This is a genomic window from Acidobacteriota bacterium, from assembly GCA_029861955.1.
Taxonomy (GTDB): Bacteria; Acidobacteriota; Polarisedimenticolia; order Polarisedimenticolales; family Polarisedimenticolaceae; genus JAOTYK01.
This window is the reverse complement of record JAOTYK010000007.1, coordinates 120,091-137,592: the sequence shown is the minus strand read 5'-3', so window position 1 is coordinate 137,592 and position 17,502 is coordinate 120,091. Positions and strand designations below refer to the sequence as shown.

The window sequence follows — 17,502 nt, the reverse complement described above, 5'->3', positions numbered from 1 at the left end:
GACTACTGAACCTCATAGAATAAGAGATTGGGGGCATTGGGCGCCGCCGCGCCGTCATCCCGTAAGGAGAAATCCGTTCGTTTATCTAGCACCTCGGCGTCAGAATAAATCCCTGGGTTGGTGGAGCGGAAGATCGTGTAGGTCGGCCGACCTGTGTTACTCCAGGTCAACTGGATGTCGGTCAGCAGTGGCCCGATTCGCGAGACCACGAGGAGCGGATCTTCCAATACCTGAGTGAATGAAAACCCGGCATGGAGAGCCATGGTCGTCGAGCCGGGATTGGTGACGGTCAGATCGACGGTCGCAACGGGGTGCGGAGGAGTCACACCCGTCACGGCTGTACTGTTTAATAGAACGATTTCCGTCAATGATTGACCGCCTACGGACACCTTGACCCCCGGCGCAAAGTTGCTGCCACTGACGGTGACCGTCGTTCCGCCGACTGTACTGCCCAGGTTCGGAGTCACCGACAGCGGGGAAGCGTTCGTTGCTGCCGGCAGCGTGATTGTGCCCAGGTCGACCGAGCCAGCGACAACTACGTTCGCGATCGTGGTCTGTCCTAGACCAGATCCGGCGATGGGATTGACTCGCACATCGTAGGTACCCGCTGCGATGACCGAAGCAAACATTCCCGAAATGCCTGTCGTGTCCAATGAGACTGGCGCTTCGTTGCCACCGGGAATTGCCAGGAAGTCGAGATCTAAACCAACCAACCCGACCGCAGAACCATTCTGCACGACGCCACTCACCGTGTGCGCGGGCTGGAGTTGTACCGTCGGTAGAACCGCGCTTGTCGTTAAGTCGACGCCAGATAGTCTTGTCGGAGCAAGTCCGGTGGGAGATGGCGGACTAAATTCGATATCGTAGATCCCCGCCGGAACAGCGATAGCGTATAGACCATCGGCGTCGGTATTGTCTCTTGGCGTGAACGCTTCGCTCCCGGAAAGAGTGGACTCGAAGTCCAGGTCAATCGACTCCACCGGCGATCCCGCGGCGGTGACGAGGCCGGTTGCCAGTGAGCCAACGTCAAGAACGATCGTCGGTAAGAAGCGGTCTGCATTCAGATCCACGATACCGGCGACGAAACGCGGCTGTACCGTGGCGCCCCGCGGTGGGATCAACAACAGATCGAGGTTGCCCGGCGCCACGACAAGGTCGTAGTTACCGACGGGATCGGTATTGTTGCGAATATTGAAGATTTCCGTGCCATCGAGTGGGTCGAGAGTTTGCACCTGCACCGCCTCAATCGGTGATCCCAGGCTGTCATGGACCAGCCCGCTGAGGTGCACGCCTTGCACAAGTGTGACATCCCCGATATTCGTATCTGTCGAGATCCAAAGTCCACGCATCAGCTTCGCAACAAGCCCCGTTCCGATGGTCGGCTCAAATTCGATATCAATATTCGTTGTGGGCACGACGAAAGAAAAATTTCCCGACTGATCGGTATTGTCCGGTGTGACGTAGAGCGGTCCGTCGTCGATCGTGTCGATCACATCAATGTCCAGCGAAGTCACCGGAATCAAACCCTGATCCAGAACTCGTCCGCTGACGAACCAACCGCTCTGAAGCTGCTGATTGATAGTGATGGAGCCCCCCTCGACTCGTTCGTTACGCAACTCGACGGGGACGAAGCGCACGCCAGCCGCGGGCTTGAAACGGATGTCATAATCACCGGGAGGCACGCTGACGGCATAAAAGCCCAGTACGTCGGTGTCGTCATTCGTGAGCGGAAGACTTTCGTTGGTGTCGCGATCTATGAAGTCGAGGTCGACGTTGGCGATTCCGCTACCACCGGCCTGGGTGACCTGGCCGCTCACGACGGTTGCATGAGTCGCCCCGGCAATAGCCAGCAAGAGTAATGCCGGTAGTAGTATTAGGATTGAGAGATTCATGGATTCTCCTCAGAACAGGTACTTCAGCTTCAGGCGGACCACCGCGGAAGAGTCTGTAGGCCCCAGAAACGCATCGCCCGGCTCGAAGTAGCCAAGATCCAGTTCGAATTCGAAATGTCGCAATTCCTCAAAGCCAACGACGAGGTCCCACTCTTCGCCGATATCCAGATCGATCAGGTTCAGCCGGCGATCATCAAAGGTGGCGTTCACTAGTTCAGCGGCAGGTGTGTCAAGTCGATAACGGTGATAGATCAAATCTATGGAAGTCTTACGTTTCGGTCTTAGACCGAATCCGATTGTCGAAATGGAAAGGTTCGCCAATTCCGGACGCAAGGCTTCGCCGTAATACCTAAAACTCGAGACGCCGTTCCACTTTCCGTTGTTGAGTTGCAGGCCCGATTGTCGAAATGTTTGGTCCACGTTATCGAACGGGTCCTCGTCACCGCTACCGATGGCATATCCCAGGGTCAAGGACGGTTCACCCTTGAGCCGAGCGACCAACGTGCCGCCAACATCGAGCGCCCAGCCGTCCAACTCCGTGCTATCCATGGAGCCCCTGGCGAGGGCGGTGTCCAGCCAGTAACTCCAGACGTGCTTGCCCTCTCCTGCGGCACGGATGCCGAGCAAGCGTGGACTAAAGTCCCGCACTCGACCACTCGCGGTTACGAAACGATCATTGCGATCGAGTAGGTAGGCTGACAGTTCGTGCCGTCGCCCTGGATAAACCGTCATCGCCAGGTGTAAGTTGCCGATATCACGGTGTCTCGGAACCGCGTCGATGAGTTCCTCAAAGACGGAAGCTTCGAGTCGCACTCGCGTGAAGTCGAAAAAGACGCGTGCCGCGTCCATGTCTCGATTGAACAGCCAATCACGTGCGTCATCAAAACGCGACCGACCGAGCTGCACCGAACCACGGCCATTGGCCAGTCCATGCATCGTGATGTAAGCACGACCGAGAGTAACGTCGCTGTCGTCTGAGAAATCGTCAGCTCCGTCTTCGAGTTCCCGTTCGCTCTCGGCCTTGAGTTGAAGCATTCCGGACATACGCCGAGTCGCCGGGAGGATCCACTCGACGCGAGCTCGCAGTCGTCCCGTATCGCTCCCGTCATCAATCTGGTCTGTCAGATCAAGGTTGTCCCTGTGCTTGTAGTCAAAGCGTACTTCTCCCGACAACCGTCCGAATCGGCCGAGAATCATGCCGCGAATCGGTCGCACGTCATCGTCATCGATGAGGCTGCGTGGCCGGGCGATACCGTCCCAACTTGCGCGCCGTCCGGCCCGAACATCCACCCCGAGTAACCCGAGTACCGTTTGCCCTTCCTGTTGCGATACAAATTGAACCGGACCTTCGATCGTGATCCGATCCGATGAAGAATCGTCGAGTCGACGTAGTCGTCGGACACGCAGCGAACCATCATCCATGATCACGATGGAGGCTCTAACCCGCTGGCCCGTCGCAAACGCAACGGCTGTGAGTTGCTCGTTGTCGATACCACGCAGTCGTGTGCGATCGTCGATGTTCAGGGTGAGAGTTCCAAATCGAATCAACCCGTATTCCGCATCGAAACCATCCAATCGACCCTTGATACCGGCCGTGCGGTCATCGAGTCGTTCGATTTCCTGGGCCTCGAAGTGCCGGGTATCAAATTCTCCCTTAACACCGATCCAGCTACCTTTCGCCAGGGGCTGATCAGCGGCGAGAATAGGGAACATCAATGATCCCGCGAGGATCGAAATGGCGACTGCAGGCACCGCAAACAGTGATCGCATCATCGGCCCGCGGCGACTCGGGCGGGTACCCGACGACGAATCGTGCGGTCACGATCGACGAGTTGATCCGCAACTCTCTGAAGTCCGTCGAAATCAAGTCCCCAGCCGACCGTCGGTCGTGCTGCCAGAAGACCCTCAGATATATGTCGCATCAACCTGGAGGGCTCGGGAGTCGAATCGTCGAAGTAGTCCAGAACCCCTCGTTGGGCGAGTAACCGGGCACGCAGGAGTTGCTCGCGGCGCGGTTTACTACGCGGGACTATCAACGAGCGCGCACCAGCACAGGCCAGTTCACAGATCGTGTTGTATCCGCCCATTGAAACCGTGAAGTCTGCAGCCTCAATAAGGTCGGGCATGTCAGGAGTGTGTTCCAGTACAGTCAACCCGAGTTGGTGCTGCGCCGTACTTCTGAATGCAGCACGCTTGCGTGGACTCATCAGAGGGCCGGTAACGGCGACCGCATCGAAGGGCGGTTCCGGGCCGAGTTGCTTATAGCCCCGCACGAAGGCGCGTAACAACACATCGCCGTCGCCGCCGCCGCCGAGCGCGACGACGACAAGGCTTCCGGTCCGCGATGCATAACGAGTATGTAGCTGCCGAGGGTCGGTGTGTTGTCCGTTTCTAGGCAAGTAGCCGACGAACACCATCTTGCGTGCGACATTATCCGGAATCTGATAGGCCTCGATCGGGTCGAACAGATCGCGTTGCCCATAGACGAGAATCAGGTCGTAATACCGATCCAGTGCTTCGATTACGCCATCCCGTCGCCACTTGGCTCGAACCCGTCGTGGCTCGTCGATCACATCGCGCAGACCGAGCACCCGCAGCGTTTCAGGATGCCGGGATTCCAGATGCTGCAGTGTTGGCACGATCTCACCGCCCAATCCGAGGGGGGAATGATCAACCACCAGTACCGTGGGTTTAAAATTCGCAGCGGAGAGACGGATCATCCCGGCCCGAAAGTTAACCGTGGTTTCCGCAGACATTTGAAGTTCGCGACTGATGTATTGGCCTTCGCCATCCTTTGTCATTGAGGGAAGCTTCACGTAGTCACAGGATTCCGGATAATTCAGCATGTGTGCGCGTGGGGCACCGGTCACAATCAGCCCGGAAGCCTGTGGGGCCCGCTTCAGTACCGTATTCGCGATCGATATCGAGCGCCGAATATGGCCGAGGCCGTAGGAGTCTGGACTGTAGAGCATGATTCGCATCGATCTCGCCTCTCGATTCAATAGACGCATTCGTGCCCACCGTGATACACGGGTGCCCAATGACGCGAGGAGACGGCTGATACCCAGGTTAGACAAGCTCGTTCCACTCACCGCGACCTTCGAGCGCGGCTCGGGTCGAAGTCTCCAGTGCTTCGAGCAGTTCCGGTGGACGTCGTCGTCGCGCGTAGATCAGCGTAAGTCTCATGAGCGCAGAAGCAGTCCAGACGCGAAGCGCAAGGCTGTGACTTCGAGTTGGAGTTGCGTTATCGACAATCGTGCTGACGATGTCGCGCCAGGGGATCTGGGCGCCCTTCATTGCACGTAGACGTAGGTGAGCCAGAATATTTCCCGCATCAAGGGCGGGATGCCCGGCCGCCGCAAGGTCGAAATCGATCAGCCCACCCCGATCACCGTCGAGAAGAATTTGCTTGTCGTGCAGGTCGCGATGACAGAGGCTGTTCGGCACGGGAGTTAGCTCACGGAGCGCTCTGATGACTCGACTTACGGTCTCGCCAGTTCGAGCAGGGGGGGCGGCAAGCGTTCGCTGATATTCCGCGAGTCGTCGTTGAAGCAGCAGGACCTCGTCTTCGACTTCATAGACCGGAAACCCCCGCGGAACCGGGCAACCGGCGAGCCAGTCTAGCAACGAGGCGATGTGTACTCCGTCTCCGAACTCAGCCCTACCGGCGAGCCAACGCGTATTGAGCGACGTACCAGGTAGAAACTCGATATCGAGGCGACGCAACGAGGGATCCCACGCGAGAACGTTGGGTGCACGCCAGCGATCGTTGTTGATTTCGGCCGTTACTTGCCAGCGTGTGAGTGTGTGCCGCTCGCGTCGATAAAGTTTGCAGATCCGACTCGACTGTCCACGCGAAAGTCGAAATACAGCCCGTCGCCCGATGCGCCACGCGAGCAGGCGAAACTCTCGTCCTCGCCTCAACCAACGATCAACGACCTGACGCAGAACGGGCAATTCCGGATCCTCGAGCGGAGACAGTGCCCGCGGACGGTCCATACCGTTCTCTACCTGATACCAGCACGAATCGCCAGATCCGACCGGCGAGAGCAAAAGCCAATCACCGCAGGCTGCTTCTTGCACGCGATCCCAGTCCCGCCCTGCGGTCATCTTTGCCAGCGCGGGTGTCAATGACTCGGTCCATGGGACGTTCACGAGGTCACCGTACCTACGAATTGTTCGATCAGATCGAGACGTTCTCGAATCCGATCGGGCCACGCGGGATGAAGCTGTCGTAACGGCACGGTGACCCGTCTGAACAGTGCAGCGGCGGTGGCGGCCCGTAGAAGGTCGGCATCTAGTGTGTCCGAAGTCTCCTGCCGATAGCCGTCAAGAAATGCTTCCCGCCCCGCAGCATCGACTCCCGCCTCGACGAGAGATGCGAGAAATGACCCCAGGTCAACAACGGGATGGCCAACTCCGGCACGATCCAGATCAACAAGAAGTATGCGCTGGCTGCCGACGACCACCTGACCGATGTGAAAGTCACCGTGGACGACACCGGCTGTCGAGCCACTCCAACCGATCGCGAGAGTGGCCAGTCGTTTACCGAGGGAAGCGAGGCGCGTCGTTTCGCCAGGGAGCAACTCCGCGATATCTCGTGAGAGACTAATGATCTGTCCAGGATCGAGAGTAGTGTGTGGTTCGCTAAGGTCGACTGTCAGTCTATGGAATCCCGCGAGGGCACGGCCGATTGACGCCAGCGGAATAGTCGTGTCCGTCGATGGATCGGTGAGTAGCTCGATCAGAGGTCGTCCGTGCCCCCAGGCGCTGGCGACGAGCCCGCGTTCCTCGACCATGCCCAGCGGTCTGGGTACGCTCCAGTCTCCACCGTCCGGAGAGGCTCCGTGCAATGCGAGTAGCTTCCGATAACTGTTCGCAACGGTTGAGGTATGTTCAACCTTGACGTGCAACGACAAGCGCCGAACGTCAGCCGGTTGCTGGCGTTCAAGATGAACCGTCGTGCGGAATACCGCCCGTCGGCCCGGCTTGTAGGCCAAAAGTTCCATCCGCGTCTGGCTCTTACTGAAGCGCCACGACCCACGGAGCAAGTGTGGGAGAAGGCCGCTCAGTGCGGATTTCAAACGAAAGGTTCGGTAGGCGTGGCGTAGCGCGGGTAACTCCGGGTCGAATGGGAACGGTGCCGCAACCACTGCGTGTTGCTCGTCCAGGAAGGGGGCAAAACGCAGAGTATTGACAGCACTCTTCGGAACACGGACCTTGCGAAAAGCCTCGATAGCTCGAGCACGATCGGCGTAGAGATGCAACAGAAACCCCAGCGGAAGACCCTCGGTGGATTCGTCGTTTGCGAAGATAACCACTCGACAGGATGTCGTCGGCTTGAGGCGCACGTAGCGCACCGACTCGTGTAGCTCCTGGATCGGGAACAGTTGCCCACGTTTGACCCACCGTTGCCAAAGCTTCCCCGAAAGCAAGGGGGCGAGGCCGGGCAGAGTGTTGGGGGGTACCCGGATCGAGCTCATGGCGCGGTTCGTCGTTGTGCAGTAGATGACAGTTCATCAATGCGGCTCAGGATCTCTCGTACGCGCTCGGCCCATGTCGCCTTCGCCAGTACCCACTTGAGTCCTGCCAGAGCTCGCTGACGAGCCTCGAGCGGTTCATCCAGCACTTGGCCCAGCATCGTGGCCAGTGCTGCCGTATCTCCGGCGGGATAAATCCAGCCTCTCTCGCCTGCGCCCAATACATCTACGATCTGGCCAATCTCGCCGGCAACGGTCGGGATTCCAAGGCCGAGAAACTCGTAGAGCTTTAGCGGCGAGAAATAAAAATCGTCCAGTGCAGGGTACGGAGCCACGGCTATGGCGGCGCGGGCCAACCAACGGGCGACCTCCGGTTGCGACACCGCACCGGTGATATGAACGCGACTCGATACTCCCAATTCCATCGCACGCGACATGAAAGGCTCTCGTTGAGGGCCGTCGCCGACACACAGCAATCGCGCGCTTGGAGAATGATGTTGAATGAACAATGCGAAGGCCTCGATCAAGCTATCGAGTCCATGCCAGGGTTTGAACGATCCGGCAAATGCGACGATCGGCTCATCAAGTACACCCCAGCCGGCTGGCCAATCTGCAGGCGGATTGCGCGCGGCAATCGGGGAGAAGATCTTCGGATCCACACCGTTGGGAATGACCCATACCCTGTCGCCATGCCCACGTTGCTGCTTGACCCAGGCGGCGACTTCACTTGACACGCAGACGATGCCATCGGCGCGTCGCATGAGCGTCCTGGCGACCTTCCTCGCAGACGCCCCCTGGCGCAGCCCCCGATGACGAGTGGCTTCCAACGGTAGTGGGCTGTTGACCTCCAGGATGAAGGGCACGCCGTGGTGTGTTGCGAGCTCACCGCCGGCTGTATGCCAGAGGCTGTAACGCTCATAGATGAAATCGGGTCGGGGAGTGGTTGATTCCAATGAACTCAGCGGAAAACCGCATAGACTCTTCGCCTCGGGTCGAGCAGTCCGAATATCTCCTAGCAGGCCGGTATCTCGCATTGCCCGACAGACGCTGGCCACATGGATCGAAGCGCCTTTCGTCCCGGGCAACGGAATTCCGGGATCCGCACAGATGTAGGTGAAGCGCATCACGTGGATACCTGTACTCGCGCGTTGCGACGGAATCGCCCGTGAAGTTCAGCGACGTTTAGCGATAGGTCGAACAGTTGCCCGGCTCGTGCGCGACAAGAATCCTGCATTCCTGTATGCTCGCGACTTCTCTCGACCACAGAACGAATAGCGCGAGCAAGGGCGGCAACGTCACCCGGGGTAACGAGGACTCCCGTCTCGTCATCGACGATCTCGGGGATACCCGTCAGCCGAGTGGAAACAATCGGGACCCCGAGAGCCAGCGCCTCGAGTAATACGGTCGGCAAGGCGTCCATATTGCCGTCGGCATCGGGCACGCACGCCAGAGCAATCAGATCCGCTTCGCGCAAAAGATCAATGACACGCTCGTGAGGAAGTGCCCCTGGCATCGAGACTTCGTCTTCCAGATCCAATTCTGTTCGTATCGCGTGTAAACGATCCCACTCGTCCCCGCCACCGGCAATCGTCACGCAAAAGCGAATGCCATCGTCCTTGACGCGACGAAGCGCACGAAGCAGATCGTCGAATCCCTTCTTTGGTACGAGTCGTCCCACACTGACGATGTGAGGAACGTCGTCGGAACGCGAGTCTTCCGTGGACGTTAGTTGCGTTAGGTCCACACCGTTGTATAGCCGATGTACCTTGCTGGCATCGATGTTAGGCGTGTGTTCCAGTATGAACGCACGGTTGAAGTCGCTGACTGTTACGCAGAACGCACTGCGCCGAACCATTTCAGAAAACAGATCGCGGTTCACCGTATCGCGAAAAATATCCTTTGCGTGGGCAGTGAAAGAAAACGGTACACCCGTCAGCATTCCAACGACCGTCGCCATCCGCGTGGAGATCGTCGCGAAGTGCGCGTGAAGATGTTGAATGCCTCGGGCTCGCACCTCGCTCGCGATCATCAACGCTCGTAGCAGGAATTCGAGATCTCGAGGCGTTTCGTAACGTCGCAGAAAACCGATCGCATGGTGCCAACGTTCGAATGGCGTCGTGAGTTCCGGGGGGAGCCGGTGAATCGCGTCCCAGTACGATTCGGGCTTCTGCGACGTATAGTACTTCGCGGTCAAACGCAGGTCGGAGAGCCGTCCATGAAATCGTCCGTCTCCGGGGTGCATCAGGCTGAATACGGATACGTCAGCGCCCTGCCGCTCGAGCTCCAACAATTCGTTCATGACGAACGTTTCGGACAGCCGCGGGAACATTTTCAGGATGTAGCCCACACGAAGCGGGGCGTTCATGGTGCTACTCCCGTCAGCGCTCGTGCACTGCGCCGTTTACGTTTCCGTTCGCGCCGCTCTAGAAAACGACTCCACCATTCACGGCAAGCGACAGCACGTCGCTCAATGTTCGAGTCGGTCCGGTAGTGCGCTCGCTCGAATCCAAGTTCCTCGAGCAGGTCGCCGGCCAGTAATTCGAAGAGTGCCACGTCCTGCTGACTCATTTGATTGCGCCAGTCCCGAAGTCCACTGGTGGGGGGTAACCAGTTGCCTTTCGCCGAACCGCGATCCGTTCGAGTCCGCCCAACGTGGTAGGCCAGCATTTCGCTGCTCATTGATAGACCGAGGAATTCACAGAGGCGTTGCAGCTCTAATTCAGGTTGTTCGACCAGTTGTGCGTAGCGAACCTCGGAATATCGCGCGGACTGCATATGTCCTGCGCCCCTGCCTTCCAGGACCTGCCAACGCCACCACAGCGCACAGGTTGCCAATGGCTCGCTGTTCCACAATCCAAGTTTCCCTGGTCCTTTACTAGCCGTCGCCCAGTCAAGCGTCGATAACGCTACGTCGCGACCATCGCGAATAATGTGGACGACCCGTGTGGAAGGAAACAGTCCGAACAACAGTGGCAATCGACGCACGTAATCCGGAGTCTTTTCGCCACCCAGTGACTTGCCCTCATTAGCGGCGAAACGGTCGTAGAGCGCACTGGAATATCCGGCGTAATCGTCCTGTTTCAGTGCAAGTTCTCGACCCAACCGCTCGTCAAGCCCCAGACGATAAAAACGACGGTAGCCCACTACGGCATCGATTAACGCTTGCGTAAGGGGCACAGGATCACCGCTGATCGCTCGGTCCGCGAGATGCGGGGCCGTCTTTTCGAGCGCCCGGGGAACGAAGTGGGTGTCATTGGCGACCGCAAGATCGGGGTGATGATCGAGCATCCGCTGTAGCAGCGTGGTACCCGATCGGGGGCACCCGACAACAAAGCAGAAAGGGTTATGTCCTGTCCCTGAATGCTGACGCACTATCATTCTCCTCCAGTCATGCCGACCGCGTGCAGTCGATGAAATGCTCCGCGAAGTTCACGCAGCGCGGTCGGCGTATCGAATTCGAAACTATGGTCGGACTCGATGTGCAGAACGACATCAGCTTGATCGGCAACAGCGGTGTCATGGGTGACGATGACTCGCGTCATGTCTCGCGGCAACTTAGCGAGAGCCTCGCTGACTAGGTGTGCACTGCGATGATCGAGTCCGGTAGTAGGTTCATCGAGGATAAGAATCGGCGTGCGACGCAGGACGGCTCGAGCGATGGCGATACGCTGGCGCTGACCCCGCGAGAGTGTCGCACCCCGCTCCCCAATTAGCGAATCGTATCCCTGCGGAAGTGACCCAATGAATTCATCAGCGTTAGCTATCCCCGCAGCCCACTCGATTGACTGGCGTGATACACCGGTCGATCCAACAGAGATGTTGTCGGCGACGGTTCCGGAAAACAACGCCGCGTCCTGCAGCACGACCCCGATCTGGGAGCGCAGCGAGAACACCGAGTATTCGCTCACGTCACGACCGTCGACCATCACGGAGCCTGATGTCGGGTCATAGAGCCGCAACAGCAAACTTACGATCGTGGACTTGCCGCTCCCGGAGGGACCGGTAATCGCAATTTCGCTTCCCGAGGCGATGGAAAAACTGAGACCGCGAATTATTTCAGGGCTATCGGGCGCATAGCCAAAAGAGACGTCGCGGAATTCGATGTGGCCTTCAAACGGCGAGGCCACTATGGCGTCAGGTCGATCCCTAACTTCGGGATCTGTCTGCAGAACGGCCATTACTCGCTCGCCGGCGGCGGTTGCCTTCGCTAGCCGTCCCGCGTGTTTCGCAAAATCTCTGGCTGGCTTGAAGGCACGCTTGAGATAGGTCAGAAAGACGATGAAGTCACCGGCAGTCATCTGCTGACGCATCACGAGCACCGCCCCGTACCACAGCACAAGAGCGGTTGCGATGGCTCCGAGTACGTCGACCGATCGACCTAGTTGAGCCGACAGTCGCGCTGCCTTGAGATCCTCTTTCTGACTCTGCGCATTCCGGTTGGCAAACTCTCCGGTGAACGTGTCTTGTAAAGACAAGGCCTGTACATCACGAATGGCGTGGAGCGATTCGGACGCGGTAGATGCCATCGCGCCTTCGCGTGTACGTTGTTTGCGAGCCGCCTGATGGATGCCACTGGAAAGACGTGTTGTCGAGAATACGAAGAACGGAACTGTTGCCGCGGCAAGCAAAGCCAACTGCCATTGCAGGTAGAGGACGACGGTGAGCATGCCGATTAGCACGAGGAGACTTGCCAGCATTGGCAACAGTGCCGTGGACGTTACGTCTCTGAGTAAACCTACATCCCTTGTGGCACGGATCAACAGATCGCCATTCCGTGCCCCGGTGTGAAACGAGAGCGATAACGTCTGAAGGTGCTTGTAGAGATGAGTGCGCACGCGCCGCAGCACACGATTGCCGATCTTGGCGAAGCCGACCTTCTGGTGGTAATCGCAGAACGCGCGTAGAACTGTCACCGCGATAACGGATACGGCGGCCAACGTCAATACGGTCATCGAATTCGGCCCGTCTGACGTCTGACCGAGAACGAGGTCCAGCACGAACTTCAATGGCCAGGGCTCGGCGAGTCTTAGCACGACACCAAGCAGAAGTGCCGTCAGCGACCCGGCAATGAGGGGTCGTTCCTGGCGAATCCACGGCCAGAAGTGGCGCAGCACGTGGTGTAGCCTCGGAATGGACTGCTGTATGGTCTTCGGCCGTCCCAATCGCTCCCCCGTGTTGCACGATCTGACTCATGCGCCATTAACAGACGACACGAAGGTGGGCGTGATACGTCAAGAGGTTCTTGTAATCGCCGCCGTTGTATAATTTGCTCCGCATAATGGCGTTTTCAGTCGCCCAGAGGTTGCCCAACGTGTCCTCTAGTTCCGCAAAGATCGACGATGAGGCCCTTGTTCGAGCATGCGTCGAAGGAGATGACGCGGCTTGGGGTCTATTGCTCCAACGCTATCGCCGATTGATTTTCTCGATTCCTTTGACCTACCGGATGTCGGTTGATGAGGCCGAGGAAGTCTTGCAGGTCGTTGCTCTTAAACTCTTTCGTCACATTGGATCGCTGCGCAGCGCAGGATCCCTTGGGGCGTGGATCGCCGTCACCACGCGGAATACCTGCCAGACGGCCCTGCGGACGGGCAAACGTTGGCGTTCACTCGACGACGAAGTGACGGAAGAACCGGGCGAGGCTCCTCCTGACCTGGCGGCGGATCTCCACGAAGTTGCTTGCGAGCACACGCTTTCGTTGGCGTTCGAGCAAATGGATCCGACCTGTCAAACCTTACTGGGGGCACTGTACCTGGACGATCCACCAAAAACCTACGAAACGATCTCACAAATAATGGATCGGCCCATCGGAAGTCTGGGTCCTACTCGGGCTCGGTGTCTCGACAAGTTACGGCGTATCTATGACGACCTCGGTGGAGAGGAGCCGTGAGAGAGCAATTGATGTATTTCAGCCCTGTCATCGTTGTCTACTGGATACGCATCAGCCGCGAATCTGCGCGGTCTGGTGAGTGGGGGTGGAGAACATGAGTCGGGACAATTGGGAACGTTGGGTTGCCAGGGCACTCAAGGGCGAGCACCTACATGAGCCACGGGATGCTGCGTTGCCGAATGCCAGAACGTTACGCCGACGTCTCAAGAAAGAGACCCCCAAGCGATTCCGAGGGTCACTACGAGCACTCGCGGCGGCCGCGGTCCTAATTGTGGCCGTGAGCGCGGGACTGATTCTCATACCCACCGACGATCCCGAGGTGCCTTCGCGGGGCACGGGTTCTGTTGTACGTGGTACTCAGTTAGAATTGATTGCGCCGTCGGGAGAGCTGACCGTAGTTCCACAGACACTCCGCTGGCGGTCAGTTGATCGCGCAGTGCATTACCAGGTGCAGATTTTCACGGTAGACGACAGCCTGTTGTGGGAAGCAGAAACAGATAGAGAGACGATCGATCTACCCGAGAACGCCTACTCGCAGTTATTTCCCGCGGTGGCCTACCTCTGGCGGGTTGAGGCGCGAGATGTTGATGGCGATTTGATCGCTCAATCCGAGACGGTACGTTTTCGGATGATTCCGTAAGTCAAAAAAATGGCCAGGAGCAGCGCCACTGACGCGAGCACGATCGTTGTCAAACGGCCATTCGTAATTCTTCGAGAAACCAACGGTGCTGCGTCTCCGACGAGAACGTAGGCAGACCAGACCGCGGGATCGTTCCAGTCCGGCTCCGACCGCAGGCGCATTTTCGCGGCGCGTAGGGCGGCTGCCGGAGTCTGCCCGCGTCCGAGTTGAGAGTAGAACTGTTCCATGAACACGGCAGCGTCTTGATCGCCCACATCCCAAAGCGTGGCGAGAACACCGCTGGATCCCGCGGCTAGAAAAGATCCGGTCAGAGTTGATAAAGCACCCCCTCCAGCAACCGGCCCTGACGCTGTACGACAAGCGGCCAGCACCGTCAATTCGACAGAAATATCGAGGGTCGCGATTTCGTGAGGCTGCAGCAGACCGTCCTGTTCCGCATCTCGGGTCAGCAGGATAGTCGCTCCTCGTCGTTCATCCACGAGCGTATGTGCCCCGATGTGGACGACTTTAGCACCTGAACCAACAAGTTCGAAAAACGCCGTTTCACTTGCCGCGGTACCGATCCGTGTGGCATGTCGTCCAGGGAGATAGCGCTCGATGGCTCGCACGTCATCGGCAGCGGCGGGCAACGGTTCGAGTTCAAATGCCGCCAGCAGAACACTACTAAGAGAAAGATTCTCATGCGCATGGGTCGGCAGTTGTGGATTACCGAAGCCTATAGACATCCAGGACGGAGATTCACGTGCTCTACGAAGCCAGGGTAGCGCGGAGCCGCTCGGCAGATAGCTTATCGTTACGGTCTCAATGAGTGGAATGCCGCTTTCAGCGGGTAGCTCAAGAAGTTCAAAGGGTAGTTTCCGTAATGTATTGTCCGGTGAGACGCGGAGCTGTCCGTTAGGTCCCGCAGGAAGATTGATATCGTGAAGTAAGGTTTGCGAGAGTCGTTCAATAGCTTCCGAAGATGCGCGACGTCCGCGAGATAGCGCGTCGTAAATCTGCTCCACATCTTTGAGGATCACCTCCGACGCTCCAAGCGAACGCATTTCGATTCCACTGGCGCTGACGATCCATGCAAATGCGGCTGAAGATCCAATGAAGTATTCAAGAAGTACGTCATCTCCTAGGGCATCGATCACCGCCTGAGCGTCGAGCGGTATTGCGACGAGGGCACCTGGACCCAGTACGTCGAGCAACGCGCGGCTCTTGGCCTGCTGGGCCAGGCGAAACGCGAGTTGTGCATGCTCGCCGCCTGTGTCTTTATCCGCGATTCCGGCAAGGACTTCGATGGCGGATTCGTATACTGACCGCTTGTCGGTAAAGTAGCCGACGCGATCCGTACTCGTGGTGAGACTATCGCGGACCAGCTCGATCGCATTGATGGCCGCGAGGAAGTGGCTAAGTGCTGCAGGGGAATCGTCACGCGCGAGCGCAGAATGTCCCAGTCCGTTCAGAGACGCCCAGCGCCCCTCGCTCGATCCACTGCTCTCCGAGATCTCAAGAGATCGTTCAAATAGTGGCAGCGCTTCATCGGCGCGTCCCAGATCCAGCAGCAGCCCGCCGAGTCGACAGAAACTGTCGATTTGCCCAGCCCGCTCCCCGCTTGCTTCAGCGAGGGCCAACGCTTTGCGGTAGGAACTCTCAGCGGCAACGGGATCCCGCAGGTTCAATTGCTGTACAAGGCCCTGGTTCAGTCGAGCATTAGATAGTGCCGCATGGTCCTTATCTGTGATGTAGATCTCGGATGCATCGTTAAACGCCTCGAGAGCCCGCAGCGGATCACCCAGATTTCTGAGTGCCACGCCACGATTGACGAGGATGCCGGCACGATATGTTGCCGACATCTCGTGCCCCTCGTCGATAACGGCATCGTAGAGTCGAAGTGCCTCCCGAAACGCACCAAATCTCTCCAGTACGACAGCTTGATTGACCCGTGCGAATCGCATCTGCTCGTCGGCCCATGGTTCTCCCTGGTGCTGTTGCGCAGTTTCGTACGCGCGGCGTTGGTAATCGATCGCCTGCGAGTACCACCCGGCCTGGATCGCGAGTCCTCCAAGGTTGGAGAGGTTGATTGATGCGCCGGCCGCGTCGTCTCCCGCGCGATTCAGGGCGAGTGCTTCAAGAAAACTTCTTTTCGCTTCATCGAAATTACCGAGTCGCTCCTGAACCCGGCCGAGGTTGTTCAGTGTTCGAGCCACACGCCAGGGGTCGTCGAAGTTGCGCCGTAACTCCAGTGCAAGTACACATTGCTTCAGAGCGGGCCCAAGCTCCCCGCGATCTGTTAACAGTACGCATGCATTGTTCCGGCAGATGCCCGCCGTCACGGGATCGCTGTTCTCGGTGGCATCGGCGACAGCACGAAAAGCATCGATCGCTTGCTCGAGCTGGCCTGCTCTGTAAAACGCACGCGCATCTTCGAGTGATGGCGCGAATGCTTCAGGTGAGTGGGTGGCGATAACGAATACGACCAGGGCGATAACGGCGTAAGAGATCTTGCGGATCAAGAACGATCGTGGACTACGGTGCGCAGTCATTGGCCTCGCCGGAAGCCCAACATGCATTCGCCGGCGGCGTGCGATGGTCTCCGAGTGAATCTACTCCGTACGACCCACCGGATTCATCCCGAAACGGGACGACCAGAAAGAATTCTGCAAGCCCCGTACTCATCGGAATCTCGACGTGGGTGCTGCTCACGGAACAGAGTCCCGCTACCGGCACGATCGAGTCGTAACCTTCGGTTAGATCGCCCCGGTAGATCGAGTATCCCAGCGCGGATCCACAATCTTCCTGCCAGTTCAACTGTAACTGTCCCGATTCGGAGCGATTGACACGAAGTTCCCGGATCGCCCCGGGAAGGAGGGCCGGCGCACTGACAAATTCAAGTAGATCGCTTTCGTGGTCCAGATTGAGCAAATTTCCGACAGGATCTTCGAGAAACGTCGCCGACGGCTCGAGTGTGATAAGCGACTTGGTACCGACCGGAATATCAGACCTGGTCGGCAACCAGAATTCGACGATATCCCCTGGAACTTCGTTGAGCGAACCATCGGGTGAAATGAAATCCACCTGTGCACGCCCTGGGATCGTCAGGTCGGTCGTGAAATTGGATTGACCATGTCGAGATTGCATGAAGACGACTGGCAATCCATCAGCAATTGCAGGATCGTAGAGAATCGTAGCTCGACCGCTTCCAATCGCGAAGAACTCGGCAGTCGAGAAACTGAGCAGAGCTTTTTCTCCTGGAATCACATCCTCGGCACCGGCTTCAACCTCGATTTCTTCGGAGGGATCCCGGATGGTCAACGTACCGGAACGTTGTCGTACCTCGATCAGCGCACCCGAGGAGTTCACCAGTTGTGTATTGCCCAGGTCGATCGCGAGTTCGTAGGTCGCTCCCGGAAGTAATGCCGGATCAAGTTTCATGAAGAACACGGCGAGCGGTCCGTCAGTTGCGTTCACCGTGATAGACGGCGAATCGAAACTGAGGATAATTGCTTGCGGGTTCACACTCAACATATCCGTCACGCTGGAGGTCACATCAGGAATGCTACTGAAGACACGCGCACTGACGACCGATGCAATCGGATCCCGCGCACCGGGGCTATC

Annotated in this window: 13 protein-coding genes; 2 read left to right on the top strand and 11 right to left on the bottom strand. The window is 58.0% G+C overall.

The window, feature by feature from the left end; translation table 11 throughout:
• Positions 1-2: 2 nt before the first annotated feature.
• From OES25_04990 to OES25_04950, 9 genes are all read right to left on the bottom strand, one after another.
• A complete protein-coding gene (locus tag OES25_04990; protein MDH3626997.1) occupies positions 3-1,892 on the bottom strand; it encodes an IPT/TIG domain-containing protein in 1,890 nt (629 codons plus the stop codon).
• A 9-nt stretch (positions 1,893-1,901) separates the two neighbouring features.
• Complete coding sequence (locus tag OES25_04985) at positions 1,902-3,665, bottom strand: alginate export family protein (protein MDH3626996.1); 1,764 nt, start codon at positions 3,663-3,665, stop codon at positions 1,902-1,904.
• Positions 3,662-4,531 (bottom strand): hypothetical protein, encoded by an 870-nt coding sequence (locus tag OES25_04980; protein ID MDH3626995.1) that lies wholly within the window; start codon positions 4,529-4,531, stop codon positions 3,662-3,664. Before OES25_04980 ends, OES25_04985 begins: the two co-directional genes overlap by 4 nt.
• A gap of 430 nt (positions 4,532-4,961) precedes the next feature.
• Positions 4,962-6,047, bottom strand: a complete 1,086-nt coding sequence (locus OES25_04975; GenBank protein ID MDH3626994.1) for a phosphotransferase — start codon at positions 6,045-6,047, stop codon at positions 4,962-4,964.
• Complete coding sequence (locus OES25_04970; GenBank protein MDH3626993.1) at positions 6,044-7,375, bottom strand: aminoglycoside phosphotransferase family protein; 1,332 nt, start codon at positions 7,373-7,375, stop codon at positions 6,044-6,046. The genes OES25_04975 and OES25_04970 overlap by 4 nt, the downstream gene beginning before the upstream one ends.
• Positions 7,372-8,406, bottom strand: a complete 1,035-nt coding sequence (locus OES25_04965; GenBank protein ID MDH3626992.1) for a glycosyltransferase — start codon at positions 8,404-8,406, stop codon at positions 7,372-7,374. The genes OES25_04970 and OES25_04965 overlap by 4 nt, the downstream gene beginning before the upstream one ends.
• 89 nt (positions 8,407-8,495) lie before the next feature.
• The gene (locus OES25_04960; GenBank protein MDH3626991.1) at positions 8,496-9,737 is read right to left on the bottom strand and encodes a glycosyltransferase; all 1,242 of its coding nucleotides are present in this window, start codon (positions 9,735-9,737) and stop codon (positions 8,496-8,498) included.
• Positions 9,734-10,750, bottom strand: a complete 1,017-nt coding sequence (locus OES25_04955; protein ID MDH3626990.1) for a sulfotransferase — start codon at positions 10,748-10,750, stop codon at positions 9,734-9,736. The genes OES25_04960 and OES25_04955 overlap by 4 nt, the downstream gene beginning before the upstream one ends.
• Positions 10,747-12,486, bottom strand: coding sequence for an ABC transporter ATP-binding protein/permease (locus OES25_04950; protein ID MDH3626989.1), 1,740 nt, complete (start codon positions 12,484-12,486; stop codon positions 10,747-10,749). The genes OES25_04955 and OES25_04950 overlap by 4 nt, the downstream gene beginning before the upstream one ends.
• Before the next feature lie 197 nt (positions 12,487-12,683).
• On the opposite strand from OES25_04950, the gene OES25_04945 reads away from it, so the two are divergent.
• On the top strand, positions 12,684-13,259 hold the full coding sequence (locus OES25_04945) for a sigma-70 family RNA polymerase sigma factor (protein ID MDH3626988.1): 576 nt from the start codon (positions 12,684-12,686) through the stop codon (positions 13,257-13,259).
• Between the two features lie 277 nt (positions 13,260-13,536).
• Complete coding sequence (locus OES25_04940) at positions 13,537-13,899, top strand: hypothetical protein (GenBank protein ID MDH3626987.1); 363 nt, start codon at positions 13,537-13,539, stop codon at positions 13,897-13,899.
• Here OES25_04940 and OES25_04935 read toward each other — a convergent pair.
• Positions 13,863-16,400 carry a CHAT domain-containing protein gene (locus OES25_04935; GenBank protein MDH3626986.1) on the bottom strand — a complete coding sequence of 846 codons (2,538 nt, stop codon included), beginning with the start codon at positions 16,398-16,400 and terminating at the stop codon, positions 13,863-13,865. The genes OES25_04940 and OES25_04935 overlap by 37 nt on opposite strands.
• Before the next feature lie 13 nt (positions 16,401-16,413).
• Positions 16,414-17,355: a hypothetical protein gene (locus OES25_04930; protein ID MDH3626985.1), complete on the bottom strand. Its 942-nt coding sequence runs from the start codon at positions 17,353-17,355 to the stop codon at positions 16,414-16,416.
• Positions 17,356-17,502: the final 147 nt, after the last annotated feature.